Source organism: Marinomonas sp. SBI8L (assembly GCF_001624705.1).
Classification (GTDB): Bacteria; Pseudomonadota; Gammaproteobacteria; order Pseudomonadales; family Marinomonadaceae; genus Marinomonas.
Genome location: NZ_JSEO01000005.1, coordinates 357,243 through 377,758, shown reverse-complemented (window position 1 = coordinate 377,758; position 20,516 = coordinate 357,243). Strand labels below are relative to the sequence as shown.

Annotated in this window: 17 protein-coding genes; 12 read left to right on the top strand and 5 right to left on the bottom strand. The window is 42.8% G+C overall.

From position 1 onward, the window contains the following. Positions 1–10: 10 nt before the first annotated feature. From amaB to OA91_RS10070, 12 genes are all read left to right on the top strand, one after another. Entirely contained in the window at positions 11–1,558 is a 1,548-nt protein-coding gene (amaB, locus tag OA91_RS10125) for an L-piperidine-6-carboxylate dehydrogenase (RefSeq protein ID WP_063338107.1), read from the top strand. Between the two features lie 79 nt (positions 1,559–1,637). Continuing rightward, positions 1,638–2,906: an NAD(P)/FAD-dependent oxidoreductase gene (locus OA91_RS10120; protein ID WP_063338106.1), complete on the top strand. Its 1,269-nt coding sequence runs from the start codon at positions 1,638–1,640 to the stop codon at positions 2,904–2,906. A 175-nt stretch (positions 2,907–3,081) separates the two neighbouring features. Next, positions 3,082–4,008 carry a LysR substrate-binding domain-containing protein gene (locus OA91_RS10115; protein WP_046015597.1) on the top strand — a complete coding sequence of 309 codons (927 nt, stop codon included), beginning with the start codon at positions 3,082–3,084 and terminating at the stop codon, positions 4,006–4,008. Between the two features lie 103 nt (positions 4,009–4,111). Then, positions 4,112–5,641: a 2,3-bisphosphoglycerate-independent phosphoglycerate mutase gene (gpmI, locus tag OA91_RS10110; RefSeq protein ID WP_063338105.1), complete on the top strand. Its 1,530-nt coding sequence runs from the start codon at positions 4,112–4,114 to the stop codon at positions 5,639–5,641. A 37-nt stretch (positions 5,642–5,678) separates the two neighbouring features. Beyond that, complete coding sequence (locus OA91_RS10105) at positions 5,679–6,818, top strand: murein hydrolase activator EnvC family protein (RefSeq protein ID WP_046015599.1); 1,140 nt, start codon at positions 5,679–5,681, stop codon at positions 6,816–6,818. 81 nt (positions 6,819–6,899) lie between these two features. Continuing rightward, complete coding sequence (locus OA91_RS10100) at positions 6,900–8,159, top strand: S41 family peptidase (protein WP_046015600.1); 1,260 nt, start codon at positions 6,900–6,902, stop codon at positions 8,157–8,159. A gap of 22 nt (positions 8,160–8,181) precedes the next feature. Further along, entirely contained in the window at positions 8,182–9,441 is a 1,260-nt protein-coding gene (locus OA91_RS24025) for a divergent polysaccharide deacetylase family protein (protein ID WP_082827865.1), read from the top strand. Between the two features lie 395 nt (positions 9,442–9,836). Beyond that, complete coding sequence (locus OA91_RS10090; RefSeq protein ID WP_063338104.1) at positions 9,837–10,958, top strand: branched-chain amino acid ABC transporter substrate-binding protein; 1,122 nt, start codon at positions 9,837–9,839, stop codon at positions 10,956–10,958. Positions 10,959–11,059: 101 nt separating this feature from the next. Next, entirely contained in the window at positions 11,060–11,971 is a 912-nt protein-coding gene (locus OA91_RS10085) for an ABC transporter permease subunit (protein ID WP_046015602.1), read from the top strand. Continuing rightward, positions 11,972–13,243, top strand: a complete 1,272-nt coding sequence (gene livM / locus OA91_RS10080; protein WP_046015603.1) for a high-affinity branched-chain amino acid ABC transporter permease LivM — start codon at positions 11,972–11,974, stop codon at positions 13,241–13,243. It begins immediately after the preceding gene. Continuing rightward, positions 13,240–14,124: an ABC transporter ATP-binding protein gene (locus tag OA91_RS10075; RefSeq protein ID WP_063338103.1), complete on the top strand. Its 885-nt coding sequence runs from the start codon at positions 13,240–13,242 to the stop codon at positions 14,122–14,124. Before livM ends, OA91_RS10075 begins: the two co-directional genes overlap by 4 nt. Then, positions 14,121–14,834, top strand: coding sequence for an ABC transporter ATP-binding protein (locus OA91_RS10070; protein WP_046015605.1), 714 nt, complete (start codon positions 14,121–14,123; stop codon positions 14,832–14,834). The genes OA91_RS10075 and OA91_RS10070 overlap by 4 nt, the downstream gene beginning before the upstream one ends. A gap of 98 nt (positions 14,835–14,932) precedes the next feature. Here the strand turns inward: OA91_RS10070 and OA91_RS10065 are convergent, their stop codons facing one another. The 5 genes from OA91_RS10065 to glnA form a co-directional block, all read right to left on the bottom strand. Then, positions 14,933–15,490: an L-threonylcarbamoyladenylate synthase gene (locus OA91_RS10065; RefSeq protein ID WP_063338129.1), complete on the bottom strand. Its 558-nt coding sequence runs from the start codon at positions 15,488–15,490 to the stop codon at positions 14,933–14,935. Positions 15,491–15,615: 125 nt separating this feature from the next. Then, positions 15,616–15,996, bottom strand: coding sequence for a DUF3461 family protein (locus OA91_RS10060; RefSeq protein WP_046015607.1), 381 nt, complete (start codon positions 15,994–15,996; stop codon positions 15,616–15,618). A gap of 265 nt (positions 15,997–16,261) precedes the next feature. Beyond that, a complete protein-coding gene (gene glnG / locus OA91_RS10055; protein ID WP_046015608.1) occupies positions 16,262–17,689 on the bottom strand; it encodes a nitrogen regulation protein NR(I) in 1,428 nt (475 codons plus the stop codon). A 17-nt stretch (positions 17,690–17,706) separates the two neighbouring features. Continuing rightward, positions 17,707–18,771 carry a nitrogen regulation protein NR(II) gene (glnL, locus tag OA91_RS10050; RefSeq protein ID WP_046015609.1) on the bottom strand — a complete coding sequence of 355 codons (1,065 nt, stop codon included), beginning with the start codon at positions 18,769–18,771 and terminating at the stop codon, positions 17,707–17,709. 211 nt (positions 18,772–18,982) lie between these two features. After that, positions 18,983–20,389 carry a glutamate--ammonia ligase gene (gene glnA / locus OA91_RS10045; protein WP_046015610.1) on the bottom strand — a complete coding sequence of 469 codons (1,407 nt, stop codon included), beginning with the start codon at positions 20,387–20,389 and terminating at the stop codon, positions 18,983–18,985. Between the last annotated feature and the right edge of the window lie 127 nt (positions 20,390–20,516).

The window sequence follows — 20,516 nt, the reverse complement described above, 5'->3', positions numbered from 1 at the left end:
TGAGGTGTCTATGTCGACTTTAACTTGTCTTGAAACCATTGGTATTAATCGTCTTCGTCAAGGTGATCATTTTTTTAGTGTGTTAACAGGTAACCAAGAAGCGTTGGGCCAAGGTGATAGCTTTACCGCCTCTAGCCCTATTAATGGTGAACCTCTGTCTTCTTTCAAAAATGCGAGCCTTGATCAGCTTGACTCGATTAACGAAGAAATGACCCAAGCTTTTAAAACCTTTCGTACTATTCCTGCGCCTCTTCGTGGTGAGCTAGTGCGCCGTATTGGTGATGAAGCGCGTAAATATAAGACGGAACTTGCTCAGATTATTTCTTTGGAGGCAGGCAAAATCATGCCTGAAGCCCTAGGTGAAGTACAAGAATGGATTGATGTGTGTGACTTTGCTGTTGGCCAATCAAGAATGTTACATGGTTTGAGTATTGTGAGTGAACGACCAGGTCATAGAATGATGGAGCAATGGCATCCGTTAGGCCCTGTTGCTGTGATTACTGCATTTAACTTCCCTATGGCCGTTTGGTCTTGGAATGCCATGCTAGGTTTAGTTTGTGGTAACCCAATTCTATTAAAACCTTCTGAAAAAGCTCCGCTCTGCGCGCTTGCCATGTATAGCATTGCTCAAAAAGTATTGGCTGATATGCCTGAGATTCCAAAAGCCGTATGCAGTGTGGTTATTGGTGATCGTAACGTGGGTGAAGCTATGGCGGCAGCGCCAACTTATCCACTTGTTTCTGCCACTGGCTCAACGGCTATGGGGCGTCAAGTGGCACAAACGGTAGCCGCTCGCTTAGGTCGCTCTTTATTAGAGCTTGGTGGCAACAATGCCATGATAGTGTCGAAAACAGCCGATCTTGATTTAGCTTTAAGAGCCATTGTTTTCTCAGCAGCAGGTACCGCAGGTCAGCGTTGTACGACTTTAAGACGCTTGATTACTCACTCTTCTGTTGTGGATGATCTAGTTGCACGCCTTGTTAAATCTTATGCCTCCTTGCCTATTGGTGATCCAATGGTAGAAGGGTCATTGGTTGGCCCTCTAGTGGACGAACAAAGCTTTAATGCGATGCAATCTGCTTTGGAGCAAGCTAAAGCTCAAGGTGGTGAAGTGGTGTTTGGTGGTCAGCGTGTCACAGCTAACGTGCCAAGTGGTGGTTTTTATGTACAGCCTGCAATCGTTCGTATTGCCCATGATGCCAAAATCGTTCAGCAAGAAACCTTTGCGCCAATTCTTTATGTACTGACTTTTGATGAGTTTGAAGAAGCCATTGAAATTCAAAACAATGTACCTCAAGGCCTATCCTCGGCTGTATTCACAGAAAGTATGCGAGAAGCTGAAGCCTTTATGTCTCCAGCGGGTTCTGATTGTGGTATTGCTAACGTCAATATTGGTACATCAGGTGCTGAAATTGGTGGGGCATTTGGGGGCGAGAAAGAAACGGGTGGCGGCCGAGAGAGTGGTTCTGATGCATGGAGAAACTATATGCGTCGTACCACAAATACAGTGAATTACGGTGGTGATTTGCCGCTAGCTCAAGGTATTGTTTTCGAGTAACGCTGTGTGATCTAAGTATCTCATTCTGGTTAGTCTTAAAAGGCTAACCAGAACCTTTCTTAATATGCGAGGTAATAGCATGACCGACGCGAATTTATCCCTATGGCAGGCCTCTGCAAAAGAACAGATTAATTTAACTTCTTTAAGTGAATCGATACAGGTCGATGTTGCCATTATTGGCGCAGGTTATTCTGGATTATCTTGTGCGCTTACTTTGGTTAAGCAAGGTGTGAAAGTCGCTGTGTTAGAGGCAAATACTGTAGGTTATGGTGGATCAGGTCGTAATGTAGGTCTTGTTAATGCGGGGTTATGGATGCCGCCAGATGAGGTAGAAGCTGTATTAGGTGTTGAGGCATCAAACACGCTTTATGAGGCACTGGCACAAGCACCTGATATGGTTTTTTCATTGATTAATGATAATCAGATTGAGTGTGAAGCGACACGAAATGGCACCTTACATGCGGGTGTTGGTCGTGTTGGTATGAAGCAGCTAGAAAGCCGTTATTTACAGTTAAACCAAAGACAAGCCCCTGTGATTTTGCTTGATGAAAATGAGGCAAGGGCTCGCATTGGTTCAAACGCTTTCTCTGGTGCCTTGTTCGATCCAAGGGCAGGGACAATTCAGCCATTATCTTATGCATTAGGGTTGGCTAGAGCTGCCATATCTCAATCGGTTAGTATTTATCAAAATAGCCAAGTAGTGAGTATTGATGCTCACGCTCAAAAATGGCGGCTTAAATCGAGCTCAGGTGGCGAGGTGCTCGCAAATAAGGTGGTCATGGCTACTAATGCTTATCCAGAAAAGCTTTTCCCTCAGCTGCAGCAGTCTTTTGTGCCGATTCAATATAGCCAATTTGCAAGCCAAGCGTTACCGGATGAAATTTTAAAGCGGATCTTGCCGAACAAAGAAGGTGTTTGGGATACCTGTACAGTGATGAGTTCAATTCGTCTTGATCAATCGGGTCGATTGATTTTTGGTGGTATGGGGGGAGCCGGGTTGAATACGCGTTTACGCGACTGGGCTGATAAAAGGGTTAAACAATTGTTTGATTACTTGCCTAAGCTTGATTGGCAATACGCTTGGAGTGGTCAGATAGCCTTTAGCCATGATCATTTACCCCACTGCCATTTGCTAGATGATGGCATTTATAGCCTTGTTGGTTATAGTGGCCGAGGTATTGGTCCTGGCACTGTAATGGGTAAAGAGTTGGCTCTACACCTTATTAATTCAAACCATAAAATGCCACTTGCAATGACTCAAGTGAACAAGGTTTCTTTGCGTGAAATGAAACGTTCCTTTTATGAGGTTGGGGCGCATATCTATCATTATGGTCAAGTTTTGACATGATCTTGATGGGTTTGAATCGGCTTTAAATATTGTTATCACAGTATTTTTATATTTTTGGGCTATTTCGGGGCGTTTTTTCGAAGAAATGGCTAATTTCCTCAGTTTTTTGTGTTGTCTTAGATCAAACTCGGTTACAGTTTCTACCTTCTTATGTAACAAGTTGTGGCAAATTTAAATGCGCCGATACCTACCGTCATCTACTGCCCTCAAATGTTTTGAAGCATCTGTTCGTCATCTGAGTTTTACCCGTGCTGCCCAAGAGCTACATTTAACTCAAAGTGCTGTGAGTCGACAAATTCGTAATCTTGAAGAGTTTCTCTCAAGGGATCTGTTTATTCGGCTTAATAAACGTTTGGTATTAACAGGGACAGGTGCGGCGTATTACAAAGAAGTGGTGCCCTTGCTAGATAGTATGGAAAGTGCCTGCTTAAAAATGCTACACAGGGAAGATGAAAAAATTTCCCTACAACTTGCTTCCTTACCCACTCTAGCTTCTTTCTGGCTAGTGCCTAAATTAGCTAACTTCCAACGTGCTCACCCACAATTTAATATCAAGGTGAATGCCATGGATGTTACCGATAATCTTGACCCTAAACAGGTCGATGTGATTTTGCATTATGGCGGTGATCATTGGCCAAAAGGGGTATCGCATCATCTAATGAATGAATATGTGATTCCTGTTTGTTCACCCGCTCTATTAGCTGAAAAAGGTTTAACGGTTAACACAGCTAAACGCAGTGATATTAGCCACTTTCCTTTGATGCATTTGACTTCGCGCAGCAATGCTTGGTCCGAGTGGATGGCACAACAAGAGTTAGCTGCTAGCCATTTAACTGGGCCGGGCTTTGAGCACTTTCATATGTTGTTAGAAGCCGCTAAATCTGGAATGGGTGTGGCGATTATGCCAACCATGATAGTAAAAGAGGCTCTTGCTTCTGGGGCTTTGGTGGCACCATTTGGTGAAGCTTGTATGACGCCTCATGAATACTTCCTTTCTTACCCTGCAAATAAAGCTGATTTAGAACAAGTGGTCACATTCCGTGATTGGTTGTTAGAACAGGTAGACCCGCAGACCCAAGTTGAGTCTCTAGTTGTTGGATAATCAACCAAAATTAGCCCTAATTCGCTGAGATCTTGTAACAAAATTACAAGCCTGTGTTAGTATCGAAAGACGATGATTATTTAACTTAACGGGTATCGGTACAATGGCGAAGAAGACAACCGCACTTTTTATTTTGGATGGCTGGGGCTATAGCGAAACATCTAAGTCAAATGCAATTGCAGCGGCAAATACGCCTAACTGGGATAAATTATGGCAAACAAGGCCACATAGCTTGATTCAGACTTCAGGTATGGCGGTTGGTCTACCAGAAGGTCAAATGGGTAATTCAGAAGTGGGTCACATGAACCTAGGCGCAGGCCGTACGGTTTATCAAAACTTCACCCGTATTGGTAAAGCCATTGACGAAGGTTCGTTTTTTGATAATGAAGCCCTAGTAAATGCGGTTGATACAGCCGTTAAAGCAGATAAAGCCGTTCATATATTAGGCCTATTATCTGCAGGCGGTGTACATAGTCATCACGAACAAATTATGGCTATGTGTGAAATGGCAGTAAAACGTGGTGCTAATAAGGTTTATGTACACGGTTTTACTGATGGCCGTGATACGCCACCTCGTTCTGCACAAACACCAGTGGCAGAGCTTGAAGCGAAACTAACTGAACTAGGTACGGGCCGTATTGCGACCTTGACTGGCCGTTATTTCGCCATGGACAGAGATAATCGCTGGGAGCGAGTTGAAACTGCTTACAATGCAATTGTTTGTGGACAAACTGAATACCAAGCACAAACGGCTGATCAAGCAATTCTAGCCGCATACGATAGAGATCAAAATGACGAATTCGTGCCAGCGACAATTGTTGGTGATGCCGTAAAGGTTGAAGATGGTGATGCCATTGTCTTTGCAAACTTTAGACCTGACCGTGCTCGTCAAATTACCCGCGCTTTTACAGAAGCAGACTTTGAAGGCTTCACACGTCAGGCAGTGCCAGAGTTAGGTGCATTTGTTACCTTCACAGAATATGCCTCTGATATTAAAGCTGGTGTGGCTTTCCCACCGCTTGCTCTGAGCAACACCCTAGGTGAAGTACTCGCTAAACTAGGTAAAACACAATTACGCATTGCTGAAACTGAAAAATATGCCCATGTGACTTTCTTCTTTAATGGCGGTGAAGAAGCGTTGTTTGAAGGTGAAGAGCGCGCTCTAATTCCTTCTCCTGATGTTGCTACCTACGATCTAAAACCTGAAATGAGTGCGCCAGAAGTTACCGATAAGCTGGTGGAAGTTATTACAGCTGGTACCTATGACACCATTATTTGTAACTTTGCCAATGGTGACATGGTAGGACACAGTGGTGTTTTCGAAGCAGCCGTCAAAGCTGTCGAGGCCGTTGATGCCTGTATTGGTCGTGTATTAGAAGCACTAGATGCGAATGGCGGTGCTTGTTTGATTACTGCAGATCATGGAAATGTGGAACAAATGTTAAGTGATGACGGAACTCAGCCGTTAACGTCACATACGATTGAACCTGTACCTCTGGTACTTGTCTCTCCTGATGCAAGTTTATCAATTAAAGGTGGTGCGTTAAGTGATATTGCGCCAACACTACTTGAAATGATGGCAATAGAAGCGCCGGCCGAAATGACAGGTCGTAGCTTACTATTACGAGATTAACCTGATCTGAATAGATTGAGAGTGTGGTAACGACTTTATGGGCAAATTGGTACTTATTTTGTTTGTGAGTCTTTGCTCCTTCTTTTCATTACATGTGTCTGCCGCAGAGCCCAAATCTGCGGCAGAAGCTGAGCAACAAATTAAGGCTTTGCAAGAAGAATTAAAGTCGCTCAATGTGTGGTTAAAAGAGGTGCAGTCAGAGAAATCACAAATTGAAGGGCAGTTAGAAGGTAAAGAAAAATCTATAAATGAGCTCTTGAAACAAATTAAAACCATTCAAGACAATATTAAACAGAGTGATGGTCAGCTCAAGGAGCTGGCCATAAAACAACGAAAGCTGAAAATAAGTATTCAGCAACAGAATCAACAGATAGCCGCCCAAATAAGGGCGGTTTATCGTTCTGGTGAGCAAGAAGGCATGAAATTTTTGCTCGATGGCCGTACGCCCGAAGAGATAATGCGTATGGTGAGATACAACCGATATTTCTCACAAGCACGCCAATCTTTAATTAATGGCTATGGAATACAGGTAAATGAACTAAGCTTAATTGAAAAGAGCATGCGCTCTCATAGGGCACAGCAAGCGCGAGAAGAAGCTCGGCTAGTTGAAGAGCGCAAAGTGTTAGCTAAACAACAGAATGAGCGTCAGCAGATTCTGGCTAAACTTCAAAAGGATATTCGATCGGGAGGTAATAAGGCAAAAACGCTAAAACGTAATCAGCAACAGTTACAAGCCCTATTGCTTAAGCTTGAAGAAGCCTTAGCAGAAATGCCTGTTATTGATGAGAAGGTAGCGTTTAGTTCCTTGAAGGGTAAGTTAAATAAACCCCTAGGACGGTTAAATGTACTGCAAGAGTCAGGGCAAGTGAACTTAGGTGGCGTTACATTGTCTGCCAAAGAAGGTACTGAAGTGAATGCGGTTTACCACGGAAGGGTGATTTTTTCTGATTGGCTAAGAGGGTTTGGCCTAGTACTGATTTTGGATCACGGTGATGGATATATGTCTTTATATGGCTATAACCAGAGCTTGCTCAAAGAAGTCGGAGAGTGGGTAAATACGAATGACCCAGTCGCGACGGTCGGGAGTTCAGGTGGTCGTACTATACCGGGGCTATTTTTTTCTATTCGTCATAACGGTACCCCCGTTAACCCGCTTAAGTGGGTCAAACAAGGCTAAGCCTGCTTATTTGCATTAATAAGGTTGGTAAGCAAAACAGCAATCTTGATGCTAATTGTAGGTACAGTCAGAGGTTCAAGTATGAAATGGTTAAAAGAAATAAGTACAGCGTTTCTTGTGGTTGTGTTGAGCAGCTCGGTTGCGCAAGCCAAAGAGCAACAGGTCCCATTAGCGGAAATTCAATCCTTTGTTGAGTCTTTTGAAACCATCAGCCAAGGCTATGTGGACGAACTTTCTGATCAACAAATTTTAAGCAAAGCATTAAAAGGCATGGTTGCGGCACTGGATCCGCATTCAGAATATTTAACCCGAGAAGAAATCTCCAAATTCAGAGAAATGACATCAGGCAAATATGCAGGTGTTGGTATTGAAGTTGAAATGATTGAAGGACAGCTTGTCATTGTTTCTCCAATCGATGGTTCACCAGCTGCAACGGCTGGCTTGTTGCCAGGCGATACTGTTCTTCGTATAGATGACACCTTAATTAATGATATGGGTTTACAAGAAGTGATAGTGCTCATGCGAGGTGAAGTGGGTACGAAAATTCATCTGACCATAGAAAGAGAAGGCGATTTAAAAAACTTTGATATCATGCGTGGCCTAGTACAAAGTGCCAGTGTGACAAATAAATGGCTAGAAAATGATGTGGGTTATGTGCGTATCAGCCAATTTCAAGGCAGCACAGGTGTTGAGTTTCAAAAAGCGCTTGAGAGCATGAAAGCTGAGCACCCATTAGAGGGTTTGGTTTTAGACTTAAGAAATAATCCAGGCGGAGTCTTGCAAGGTGCTGTCTCTGTTGTTGATGCGTTTTTAAGTGATGGCATCATAGTTTATACAGATGGCCGACATAAAATGTCTAAAGCCCAATTCAATGCGACAAAAACGAAATACCTAGATGCTGTTCCTACCGTCGTATTAGTGAACTCTGGCTCTGCTTCTGCCTCAGAAATCGTGGCAGGCGCATTACAAGATCACAAACGTGCTGTGATTATGGGGACTGAAACCTTTGGTAAGGGCACAGTACAAACCGTGGTGCCATTAACGGATGGTTCAGCAATCAAACTTACCACGGCGCTTTATTACACACCAAAAGGGCGATCTATTCAGGCCCAAGGTATTATTCCTGATATGGAAGTGCCTCAAGCTAACCTCGTAATACAGGATACGGGTTTTATTGTTAAAGAAGCTGATTTGAGTGGTCATATCGCAAATGGCTTAGGCGGTGAGGATAGAAATAGCCTAGATGCTGAAAATAGCTTCGATGATATTGCAAAAAACGACTTTCAATTGTTTCAGGCCTTGTCTGTACTGAAAGCCTTCCCTAAACTTGTGCCTCAATAAATCCTGTACTAGTTGAGAAATTATGTTTGACCCATTTCTGCGAGCAATAAAACGCTCGCAGCTTCTATTTGTAAGCCTATTACTAACGTCGTCTTCTTTCGTTTTTGCTGCTGAATCTGGCCCACTTGTCACTGAGGAGCCAGATGCACTTGTTAACTCACTTGAGTTGCAAGCGGCTGTCTCGGATGAGGCTGACAATCTTGAGGAACTAGCACCAGCATCAAGTGAGCTTGATTCAGAGTATGAGGTTCAAGCTGCAGGCCCTGAATTAGCGCTAGAAGCAGAGGCTGAAAAAGTAGAAGTGAAAGTGGCTGAAAAAGAGCCTGAAAAAGAGCTTCTTATTGTTCCGCAAGAAACGTCAGGCAGTGCCCAAGCACAAAACTCTCAGCTACTAGGACCTGTAATAACGACGCCAAAAGTGACGGCAGAAGTACCAACTAATCCATCAACACCCTTGTTGCCCAGCTACCCTAATATCAAGTTAACTGGTGCTGAAGATGAATCTTTAGACTTTCTGTGGCAAAAAACCTTCCCTACTCTCAAGCATTCAGAACCTGAAGCTATTCAGCTAGTTGAGCAAGACAAAGCCAAAACTAATACAGAAGATGTCACTGTAATTGATGATAGGCCAAGTATTAGCATTATTATCGATGACCTTGGTTATAACCGTAGAGGTATGGAGGAATCACTTTCTTTACCTATAGAAGTCGCCTTGGCGATTTTGCCTCACACTCCTTTTTCGAAAAAAACAGCACTGGCTGCAACAGAGCAAACTCGTAACATTATCCTGCATGTGCCAATGGAAAATGAGAGGGAGCTTAAGCTAGGTCCAGGCGGACTGTATAAGAGCATGGGGGAAAAGGAGCTAAAAGAGACTCTGAAGGCTGGCATTGATAGTGTGCCAGGTATTCAAGGTATTAATAACCATATGGGCAGCCTGTTAACGCAGGATACTCAAAGAATGGAATGGGTCATGGAAGTCATCCAACCTATGGAGCTCTTTTTTGTTGATAGTTTAACTAGCCCGAATAGTGTTGCCTTAACCAATGCCCTTAAATTTAATCTGACGACGACACGTCGTGATGTCTTTCTAGATAATGTTCAGGATGAAAAAGCCATAGATAGGCAATTTAAGCGTCTAGTCGCGATAGCGAAAAAACGTGGTAAGGCGCTAGCGATTGGTCATCCTTATCCTGCGACTATGAGTTATTTATCGAAACGACTAACTAAGTTGGAAGATGAAGGTATAAGACTAATCTCAATTTCTGAATACATTGAATAAGCCTCAATAAACTTAATTAAACGAAATTAGAAAAATTTAGATAAGAAGTTTTTAAGAAAAACTTCTTATCTCTGTCGAAACCTATCTGTCTCAATATCCTTCTGTATATCGTATAAAATCTGCTAAAAGCAATGGAAATGCCTAGTTTTTGCTTATTTTTCAGGCAATTTCTTTTGTAATCCTTTGTTCTGATAAAATATTATTTGGTTATTTATAACTCAATTGTGTTGACCTATCCGCTTGTTAAAGATTAATGTTTATCTCATATTAAGTCGCGAAACAGAGTTAATCTGGCACTTTATATGTTCCATTTGTTCGTTATTTCGAGCCAATGAATGGAACGCTTCTTGCTTTAATATAATAATCATAAACTGGAATGAGTAGGAGCTTGACTAATGTCAAATGCTATTGTGAAAAAATCTTTACTTTCTATCGCAATCGCTGGTGCTATGGGTGCATCAGTTCTAGCACAAGCGGATGTTGTAATTGGTGTAGCAGGCCCTCATACGGGTGCATATGCTGCATTTGGTGAGCAATTATGGCGCGGTGCTGAACAAGCCGCTAAAGACATTAATGCTGCAGGTGGTATTAATGGCGAAATGATTAAACTAGTAAAAGCTGATGATGCTTGTGAACCTAAACAGGCCGTTGCTGTTGCTAACCGTTTAGTAGATTCTGATGATGCTGTTGGCGTTGTTGGTCACTTCTGTTCTTCTTCAACTATGCCTGCTTCTGATATCTATGAAGAAGCTGGTGTATTAATGGTCACTCCAGCCTCAACTAACCCTCGTGTAACTGACCGTGGTCTATCTAACGTTTTCCGCGTATGTGGACGTGATGATCAACAAGGTGATGTTGCTGGCGCTTATATTATTAGTGAATTAAACGCGAAACGTGTTGCTATCATTCACGACAAAGATACTTATGGTAAAGGTCTGGCTGACGCAACTAAATCTGCGTTGAATAACTATGGTGTAACCGAAGTGCTTTATGAAGGTCTAACACGTGGTGAGAAAGACTTTAATGCCTTGGTTACTAAGATTCGTTCTGTTGATGCTGAAGTGGTTTACTTTGGTGGACTTCACTCAGAAGCTGGTCCGCTAGTACGTCAGCTACGTGAGCAGGGCTCTAAAGCTATCTTCATTTCTGGTGATGGTATCGTATCTAATGAGTTTGCAGCTGTTGCTGGTTCACCAGAATATATCGATGGTGTATTGATGACCTTTGGTGCGAACCCAAAATCTTATCCGGCAGGTAAAGCTGTAGTGGATAACTTCATCAAATCTGGTTATGACCCAGAAGGTTATACCCTGTATTCATATGCTGCAATGCAGGTTGTTGTTGAAGCCCTTAAGAATAATGACCTTGATCCTATCAAGGGAGCTGATTGGCTGAAAACAAACAGTGTTTCTACTGTAATGGGCGTTAAGGATTTCGACTCTAAAGGTGACCTTAAAGTGTCTGATTACGTTATGTATGAGTGGGACAATCAGGGTAACTATGCTCAAGTAAACTAATATTCTATTGGTTTACATTGGCATAATGCATGAAGATCACAGCCCGCCTTGGCTGGCTGTGATTCATTTCTACGTTTTTAAAATCCCCACGAGGTCTTACGATGGATATCGTTCTCCAGCAGTTGGTTAACGGTCTTACCCTTGGGTCTGTTTATGGACTCATCGCTATCGGGTATACCATGGTATACGGCATTATCGGTATGATTAACTTCGCCCACGGCGATGTATACATGGTGTCCGCATACATTACTGCGATTGTTGTCGCATTATTATCTTTCTTCGGAATAGAATCCTTCCCGATTATTATTATCGGTACTCTCTTTATCACAATTGCCATTACTGGCGCATATGGTTGGGCTATAGAACAAATCGCCTACCGCCCCCTTCGTAATTCCGGTCGTTTATCTGCTTTGATTTCTGCGATTGGTATGTCCCTCATATTACAAAACTATGTGCAAATCAGCCAAGGCGCACGCCAGCAGGGTATTCCTACCATGCTTACCGGTGCTGTTAGGTTTGATGTTGGTGATGGTTTTGTTCAGATCACCTATATGAAACTGGTAATTTTGTTAGTGGCCTTCTTAGGCATGGGTACACTGACCTACATTATTCAGAGAACCAAGTTAGGCCGTATGTGTCGAGCGACGCAACAAGATAGAAAAATGGCATCCATATTGGGAATTAACACTGATCGTGTAATTTCCATTGTCTTTGTAATCGGTGCTTCCATGGCCGCACTAGCAGGTGTGTTGATTACATTAGATTATGGTGCTTTTGATTTCTATGTGGGCTTTATTATAGGGATTAAAGCGTTTACCGCTGCCGTACTCGGTGGCATTGGCTCCTTACCAGGAGCCATGTTGGGAGGAATCATTCTTGGGGTCTCTGAATCCTTGTTTGCTGGTTTGATTAGCTCAGACTACAAAGATGTTTTCTCTTTCTCCTTGCTTGTGATTATTTTGATTTTCCGTCCAAGTGGTCTTTTAGGTAAACCTGAGGTGGAGAAAGTTTAGATGAACGCAACAATTGATTATAAAAAGAGCACCATAGATGCCATCATCGCAGGCTTAATGGCATTAGTGCTATTTGGCCCTGTAGTGGGTGTTGTTCTGCAAGGCTATGGCTTTACCACTGAGTTTGATCGAGTTGCTTGGATGGTTGCAGTGGTCGCGATTGGTCGCTTTGTTATTTCAAGTTTCTTGCAATCCAATAAGGGTAAAGAGATTCTCTTCAAGCACAGCTCTGGCGATGATGCTGGTGTCGTGGTTAAGTCACCCGACTATAAATCCAATATGGTCTGGATTATTCCTGTTGTCATCTTAATCGGCTTGATGGTGCCTTTTATTGCATCTAAGTATGTACTGACAGTCATTATCCTAGGTTTGATTTATGTCTTACTGGGTTTAGGTCTAAACATAGTGGTTGGTTTAGCTGGCTTACTTGACTTAGGTTTTGTTGGTTTCTATGCCATAGGGGCTTACGGTTTAGCGCTTGGTTATGAATACTTAGGTTTAGGCTTTTGGTCTATGTTGCCTATTGCCGCTATTTTGGCTGCTATTGCTGGCGCCATCTTAGGCTTCCCCGTATTGCGGATGCATGGTGACTATCTAGCTATCGTAACCTTAGGTTTTGGTGAAATTATTCGATTGATCCTGAATAACTGGTCTGCCGTGACTCATGGTCCTAACGGTGTATCTGCACCACTACCACAACTATTTGGTTTAGAGTTTAAGCGACGATCACGGGACGGTACGCCATTCCATGAATTTTTCAACCTAGATTACAACTCAGGTTTCAAGTACATGTTCGTTTACTTGATTCTATTTATTGTTGTGTTAATCGTGCTTCATGTTAAGCAACGTCTAGTGAAAATGCCGATTGGTCGTGCTTGGGAAGCCCTACGTGAAGATGAAATTGCCTGTCGTTCTTTGGGGTTAAACCACGTACTGGTTAAATTATCTGCTTTCATGATGGGCGCATCTGTTGCCGGCATTGCTGGTGTTTTCTTTGCAACCTACCAAGGCTTTGTTAACCCGTCTTCCTTCACCTTTATGGAATCCGCTTTGATTCTTGCGATTGTGGTATTGGGGGGAATGGGGTCAACCTTAGGGGTAGTGATAGCCGCCTTCTTCTTAACGGTAGCGCCAGAGTTGCTGCGGGAGTTTGCGGAATATCGTGTCCTCATGTTTGGTATCTTGATGGTAGTTATGATGATTTGGAAACCCCGCGGATTAGTCAGGGTGACACGTACCGGTTTTGCGACACGTAAGGGGGTATTGAAATGAAACAGGAAAATATCCTAGAAGTAGAAAACCTCGTGATGCATTTTGGCGGTATTAAAGCCTTAAACGATGTAACTTTTGATATTAAGCGTGGTTCAGTTTCAGCCCTTATTGGCCCAAATGGTGCGGGTAAAACCACAGTGTTTAACTGTCTGACAGGCTTTTATAAAGCCACAGGTGGGCAAATTACTCTGGGTGCGAAAGGTAAAGAAACGAGTGTGATTAAGGTTCTTGGTGAACCTTTTAAAACCAGCGATTACTTCTCCCCTGTGGCATTTGCCAACCGTCTTAAATATAAGATGTTTGGTGGTTCTCACCTAGTGAACCGTGCAGGACTTGCTCGTACTTTCCAAAACATTCGTTTGTTCAAAGAAATGTCTGTAGTGGAAAACCTTTTGGTTGCTCAGCACATGACAGTGAAGGGTAGTATCATGTCAGGCATTGCTAATACTGAGTCTTTCAAACAAGCGGAAGAAGATGCTTTGCAAAAAGCCTTTTACTGGCTTGGTGTGGTAGACCTAGTTGCCCATGCCAACCGTTTGGCGGGTGAGCTATCTTATGGCCAACAACGACGTTTAGAAATTGCACGCTCTATGTGTACTAATCCGGAAATCATTTGTCTTGATGAGCCTGCTGCGGGTCTTAACCCTTCTGAAACAGATGCTCTAACTAAAATGATTCGTATCTTACGTGATGAGCATAATGTCACTGTGCTCTTGATTGAGCATGATATGGGTATGGTGATGGATATTTCTGACTATATAGTGGTGCTTGATCATGGTCAGGTCATTGCCAAAGGCGGCCCTGATGATATTAAGAATAACCATAAAGTGATTGCTGCCTACTTGGGTGCTGAAGACGAAGATGAAGAGGTAGGCCTATGAGTGCATTAATGCAATTTAAAGACGTTGATGTCTATTACGGTCCAATTCAGGCCCTTAAAAAAGTCTCCCTGGATGTGAATACGGGTGAAATTGTGACCTTGATTGGTTCCAATGGCGCAGGTAAATCAACCTTGCTGATGTCTATTTTTGGTCAGCCTAGAGTGTCTTCCGGTGAAATTATTTATCGCGGAGAAGATATCTCTAAAAAGTCAGCCCACTATGTAGCCTCTAACGGTTTGGCACAATCTCCAGAAGGACGACGTGTTTTTCCTGGTATGTCGGTGGAAGAAAACCTCTTAATGGGGACGATTCCAATCGGAATGAAACATGCCGATGAAGATATGCAAAAGATGTTTGAGATTTTCCCTCGTTTAAAAGAGAGGCGAAATCAACGAGCATCCACTATGTCTGGTGGTGAGCAACAAATGTTGGCGATTGCACGAGCTCTTATGAGTCGTCCAAAGCTGTTATTGTTGGATGAGCCGAGTTTAGGTTTGGCCCCAATCGTAGTGAAGCAAATCTTTGAAGTACTCAAAGAAGTTGCAGCGTCTGGTATGACTATCTTCTTAGTTGAGCAGAATGCGAACCATGCGTTAAAACTCGCTGACCGTGGTTATGTGATGGTAAATGGTGAAATCCGTATGACGGGAACAGGTGATGAACTGCTGGTGAACCCAGATGTTCGTGATGCCTACCTTGGCGGACATTAAACCTAGTTAAAATAAAAAGCCTCGTCTTGGGTTCAAGGCGAGGCTTTTTATGAATTGGACAAAGCAATTATCTGATCAAATAGCTATTTGATATGACATTATTGCCTGATTACCTGATCATCCAATAAACTTTTTATTTGAGATGGTTGCTTTGATTGCCCTAATGGTACATCAAAAATTGCATCTATCTTATCTCTAAAATAAACCATTACCTCTTCTAAACTGAGGGCAGGATCTAACCCTGCAGGGTTTGCTGATGTAGAAACAATACAAGCATTAAATGCTTGGCAAATCGCTTGAACCCCCTCATGTTGGCTCAATCTTAGCGCAATACTTTGATGTTCTCCTCTTACCCAGGTTGGCGCTATGCCTTGGTCTGGTACTATCCAACTGGTGGGGCTAGGATAACGAGTCGTTAGTTTGGTCTGTAGTTCTGGGTTAAGTTGAGCTAACCAAGGTGCTAAATGGGTTTTATTCCCAGCGACTAGGATCATGCCTTTGTGCATAGGACGAGACTTAATATCAAGTAACTTGATAACAGCAGCCTGATTATGAGGGTTACAACCAAGCCCCCAAACGGCCTCAGTTGGATAGGCTATGATGCCGCCTTGTTGCAATACATGGGCAATAATATTTGGGTCAGACGTTATTATCATGGTGCGGTATTTATAAACTGATATGAATAGGAGAAGTGATAAATAGCTAGACAGACGTAAGCCCCAGAAATGCATCCGAGGCTAGCATCTATATCTTGCTTAAGGCGTTTGCTGAAGACGCTAACTTAAGACATAGTTTCGATTTTTTCTTTTAGCTCAGCAATTTTACTTGTCATTACTTTTTCTAGGTGTACAAGCTCTTCAACAAGTTCAGCTTTAGTGATCTTGTCTTCTTTCTGCTTGCCAACTATTTTACCTAGCTCTTCAACCGCTCTTAGTACGACAAGAGATGGCTCTTGTACTTGGCGATAAGTTTGTTGTCCGCCGTCAGCTAGTACGGTTTTTGTTGAACGACCAAATTTGAACTTTTTACTTTTTGGAAGTAACGAACCTTTTTCACGACGATAGTAAACTTTTAAAACGTCATATCCATTTTCATAACGAAGTGTAAATTTTTCGATGTCGTCAAAACTAGTGACGCCCATTGATTCCAAAGTTTGATACATATTGATTGTCCTATCAGCTTATTTTGCTTTTTAAAAATAAATCCCTTCCTACCTATTTAACAGGAAGTCGTGTGGTTCAAAAGCTGATGTCTCGGGTAGAGGCCTGTAAAGTCGCTTTCATAACCACATTAGTTCATTACTAAATTATTGTGGGTACGAAAGCAAGTTTTTAAAGGATAAATGAATGGAATTCGTGAAAACTCCATTTTAATTAAAAAATAAGCTGATTTAGGTCGATTTTTTAAGTTATTAATAAGAAGAGGACTTAGTCCTCTTGCTCATTGCTATCTATACCTAACTCTTTAATTTTGCGTGTTAAGGTGTTGCGTCCCCAGCCCAATAACAGGGAGGCATCACGTCGACGACCGGCAGTATGGGTTAATGCTGTTTCTATCATGATGCGTTCAAATTTAGGAACGGCATCGTCTAGAATGGCTTTTTGACCTTGTGCTAAAGCATTATCGACCCAAGTCTTCAGACCATCTTCCCAGCTTGCATAATTGTTTTCACTTGGTGTGGTTTCAAGCAATTCTGGCGGTAAGTCTTGCACCAAAACCTCGCGTCCTGATGCCATCACGATTAACCAACGACAAGTATTTTCTAATTGGCGCACATTACCGGGCCAATCCATACGAGCTAGGTAGTCTTCTGTTTCCTTGGTGAGCACTTTTGGTTCTACCGATAGTTCTTCTGCTGCTCGTTTTAAGAAATGGCGTGCTAGCTGAGGTATATCTTCACGTCTTTCTGATAGTTTAGGCAGGTGTACTCGGATAACATTGAGGCGGTGAAATAAATCCTCACGGAAAGATCCTTCGGTTACCTGACTTTCTAGGTTTTGGTGAGTGGCAGCAATAATACGCACATCAACTTTAACGGGAACATGACCACCCACGCGATAGAATTCGCCATCCGCTAATACGCGTAATAAACGTGTTTGCGTTTCTGCCGGCATATCTCCTATTTCATCTAGAAACAGGGTGCCACCATTTGCTTGCTCGAAGCGACCTCGTCTTAAGGTATTGGCACCAGTAAAAGCGCCTTTTTCGTGGCCAAACAATTCTGATTCAATTAAGTCGTGTGGAATGGCAGCCATATTAAGAGCGATGAAGGGGCTGGCAGACCTTGGGCTATGTTTATGTAACGCATGAGCAACGAGCTCTTTACCTGTACCTGACTCACCGTTGATAAGCACAGTGATATTTGAATTTGCTAATCGACCAATAGCGCGAAACACTTCCTGCATGGCAGGTGCTTCACCAATAATTTCTTTTTCAACAATTTCAAGCTCGGGTGCTTCTTCCTCTATGCTTGGCATAGATTTGTGATGATGCAAAATAGCGCGCTTTACTAAGCTAACGGCTTCTTCTACATCAAAGGGCTTAGGTAAGTATTCAAATGCACCACCTTGATAGGAGGCGACGGCACTATCTAGGTCTGAATGTGCTGTCATGATGATAACGGGTAAATAGGGGTTATCTTCTTGTATCTTGGTTAGCAGGGTTAAACCGTCCATGCCTGGCATACGGATATCGCTGATAATAACGCTTGGTTTTTCATGCTCTAGCAGATTCATTAGTGACTCTGCGTTATCAAATAGCTTGGCTTGAATACCTTCTTGCTCAAGGGTTTTCTCTAATACCCAGCGAATCGACCTGTCGTCGTCGACTATCCATACTGTATCTTGTTGTGACATGTAACTTTCTCCTTGCCTCAATTTGCGCTTTCAATTGGCAGCAATATATTAAATTGGGTCTGATGAGGCTCACTCTTACATTCAATGAGGCCGTGGTGTTGGTTTATTATGGATTGTGCAATAGATAGGCCAAGTCCGGTTCCATCCGGTCGACCACTGACCATGGGGTAAAATAGGGTCTTTAATATTGGCTCTGGAATGCCTGGGCCATTATCTATCACGCTGATTTTACAAACCAATTTATGGCGTTTTGAACCTATGGTGAACTGGCGTAAAGTGCGCGTCATGACGCGCACTTCTTTGTTATCTTGAGAGCTATCTTGCAGTAGAGCTTGCATGGCATTACGTACTACATTTAATAGGGCTTGGATGAGCTGTGAACTGTCCCCCATGATGTCTGGAATACTTGGGTCATAATCACGAATAAAGCGAACCTGCTCATTCGCTTCGACTGTCACCAGTTGATTCACTCTCTCTATTACCTTGTGAACATTGAGAAGCTCTATTTGAGGTAGTTGTCTTGGGCCTAATAAGCGGTCCACTAAGTCTCTTAGTCGATCGGACTCTTCGATAATAACTTGGGTGTAATCCTTCAGCCCTTCGTCTTTAAAGCTACGGCTAATAAGCTGGGCGGCACCACGTATGCCGCCTAAGGGGTTTTTAATTTCGTGTGCGAGACCGCGAATCAGCTCTTTACTGGTTTGATGTGTAACCAACAATTCGTCTTCTTGAGAAATACGTTTCATCCTATCTCTAGGGTATAACTCAATCAGTAAACTCTCTGTGCTATTAAGTGTGCCCATTACTGGCGTGACGGTATAATCCAAAAATAGTTTTTTGCCATTAGGCATTTCTAATCTGGCTTCACGTTTGGTAAAAGGGTAACCCGTATTAGCCGCATTATGTAGCGCTGAAATGCTGTCTTCGTCTTCAAAGAAAACATTCTCAATACTTTGTCCATAGACACGGCGACGACTCACTGCTAATAGCATTTCTGCTGCAGGGTTGAGGTACTCGATAAGTAATTCATTATCTAGCTTTACTACGGCGGTTGATAAATGGTCAATCAGTAAACTATGCACGTTAATATCCTCTTACTTCCCTTTAGCTTTGCAAGATACGAACCAATCTTATAAAAGCGTTAAAAGAGGTCATATCCTAATAAAGTGTCATTAATACTAGATATTTTAGCGCACCATTATTGTGCGTGCGAGGCAGGCGCTCTTTTTTGGGGCATAAAAAAACCCAGCCTAAGCTGGGTTTTTATTAAGCTTAAAGCCAGAGGCTTTAGTCTTATAGGCTGTAGTACAAGTCGAACTCAACTGGGTGAGTTGTCATAGATACTTGAAGCGCTTCTTCTGTTTTAAGAGCGATGTAAGCATCGATCATGTCATCAGAGAATACGCCACCTTGAGTCAAGAACTCACGGTCATTATCAAGCGCTTCAAGAGCTTGTTCTAGGCTGTTAGCAACAGTTGGGATTGCTAAAGCTTCTTCAGCTGGTAGGTCATATAGATCTTTATCAGCTGCATCGCCAGGGTGGATCTTGTTCTTAATACCGTCGATACCAGCCATCAACATTGCAGAGAAAGCTAGGTAAGGGTTAGCGGTTGGATCAGGGAAACGAGCTTCAATACGCTTGCCTTTAGGGCTAGCTACGTATGGAATACGGATAGAAGCAGAACGGTTACGTGCTGAGTAAGCTAGCATAACTGGTGCTTCGAAGCCTGGAACAAGACGCTTGTAAGAGTTTGTTGAAGCGTTTGTGAAAGCGTTTAGTGCACGAGCGTGTTTGATGATACCGCCGATGTAGTAAAGCGCCATTTCAGACAGACCAGCATATTGATCACCAGCGAATTGGTTCTCGCCGCCTTTCCAGAAAGATTGGTGTACGTGCATACCAGAACCGTTATCACCAACGATAGGCTTTGGCATGAATGTCGCAGTTTTACCATAAGCGTGAGCAACGTTATGTACGCAGTACTTCATTACTTGTACTTCGTCAGCTTTCTTAACTAGAGTGTTGAATTTAACACCGATTTCGTTCTGACCCGCTGTTGCTACTTCGTGGTGGTGTACTTCGATCACAAGACCCATAGACTCCATTGCGCCACACATAGCGCCACGAAGGTCGTGGTGAGAATCTACTGGTGGTACTGGGAAGTAACCGCCTTTAACTCGAGGACGGTGACCCATGTTGCCGCCTTCGAAAGACTTGTTAGATGCCCAAGCAGCTTCTTCAGAGTTGATTTCAACCATGGTGCCTGACATGTCAGTTTTCCACTTAACATCGTCAAAGATGAAGAACTCTGGCTCAGGACCAAAGAAAGCAGTGTCACCAAGGCCTGTAGACTTCAAGAACTCTTCAGCACGTAGTGCAACAGAACGTGGATCGCGATCGTAACCTTGCATTGTAGAAGGCTCGATAATAGTACAGCGAACAATAATAGTTGCTTCTTCTGTGAAAGGGTCGATTAGGCAAGAATCGTCTTCAGGCATCATGATCATGTCTGATTCGTTAATGCCTTTCCAGCCAGCAATAGATGAACCGTCAAACATTTGTCCGTTTTCGAAGAACTCTTCATCAACAGTAGATGCAGGGATAGTAACGTGCTGCTCTTTACCTTTAAAATCTGTAAAACGAAGGTCTACCCATTTAGCATCGTGTTCGGCAATTAACGCCAGAGTTTTGTTTGACATACTAGCTCTCCAGTAATTTAGTTTATTCCTAAGTGCGTGAGTAATTTTCACATAACTTTTGCTGTGCTTCACAATGAAGCGTTTCTTATTGGAAATAAAGCATTTTCTGTGCCACCTAACCTGAAAA

Bases quoted from the DNA above. Each gene is read 5' to 3' on its own strand.
- OA91_RS10120 (WP_063338106.1), top strand. From the start codon at position 1,638: ATGACCGACGCGAATTTATCCCTATGGCAGGCCTCTGCAAAAGAACAG.
- OA91_RS10075 (WP_063338103.1), top strand. From the start codon at position 13,240: ATGAAACAGGAAAATATCCTAGAAGTAGAAAACCTCGTGATGCATTTT.
- OA91_RS10065 (WP_063338129.1), bottom strand. From the start codon at position 15,490: ATGATAATAACGTCTGACCCAAATATTATTGCCCATGTATTGCAACAA.
- OA91_RS10100 (WP_046015600.1), top strand. From the start codon at position 6,900: ATGAAATGGTTAAAAGAAATAAGTACAGCGTTTCTTGTGGTTGTGTTG.
- gpmI (WP_063338105.1), top strand. From the start codon at position 4,112: ATGGCGAAGAAGACAACCGCACTTTTTATTTTGGATGGCTGGGGCTAT.
- OA91_RS24025 (WP_082827865.1), top strand. From the start codon at position 8,182: ATGTTTGACCCATTTCTGCGAGCAATAAAACGCTCGCAGCTTCTATTT.
- amaB (WP_063338107.1), top strand. From the start codon at position 11: ATGTCGACTTTAACTTGTCTTGAAACCATTGGTATTAATCGTCTTCGT.
- livM (WP_046015603.1), top strand. From the start codon at position 11,972: ATGAACGCAACAATTGATTATAAAAAGAGCACCATAGATGCCATCATC.
- OA91_RS10115 (WP_046015597.1), top strand. From the start codon at position 3,082: ATGCGCCGATACCTACCGTCATCTACTGCCCTCAAATGTTTTGAAGCA.
- OA91_RS10060 (WP_046015607.1), bottom strand. From the start codon at position 15,996: ATGTATCAAACTTTGGAATCAATGGGCGTCACTAGTTTTGACGACATC.
- glnA (WP_046015610.1), bottom strand. From the start codon at position 20,389: ATGTCAAACAAAACTCTGGCGTTAATTGCCGAACACGATGCTAAATGG.
- OA91_RS10090 (WP_063338104.1), top strand. From the start codon at position 9,837: ATGTCAAATGCTATTGTGAAAAAATCTTTACTTTCTATCGCAATCGCT.
- OA91_RS10085 (WP_046015602.1), top strand. From the start codon at position 11,060: ATGGATATCGTTCTCCAGCAGTTGGTTAACGGTCTTACCCTTGGGTCT.
- OA91_RS10070 (WP_046015605.1), top strand. From the start codon at position 14,121: ATGAGTGCATTAATGCAATTTAAAGACGTTGATGTCTATTACGGTCCA.
- glnG (WP_046015608.1), bottom strand. From the start codon at position 17,689: ATGTCACAACAAGATACAGTATGGATAGTCGACGACGACAGGTCGATT.
- OA91_RS10105 (WP_046015599.1), top strand. From the start codon at position 5,679: ATGGGCAAATTGGTACTTATTTTGTTTGTGAGTCTTTGCTCCTTCTTT.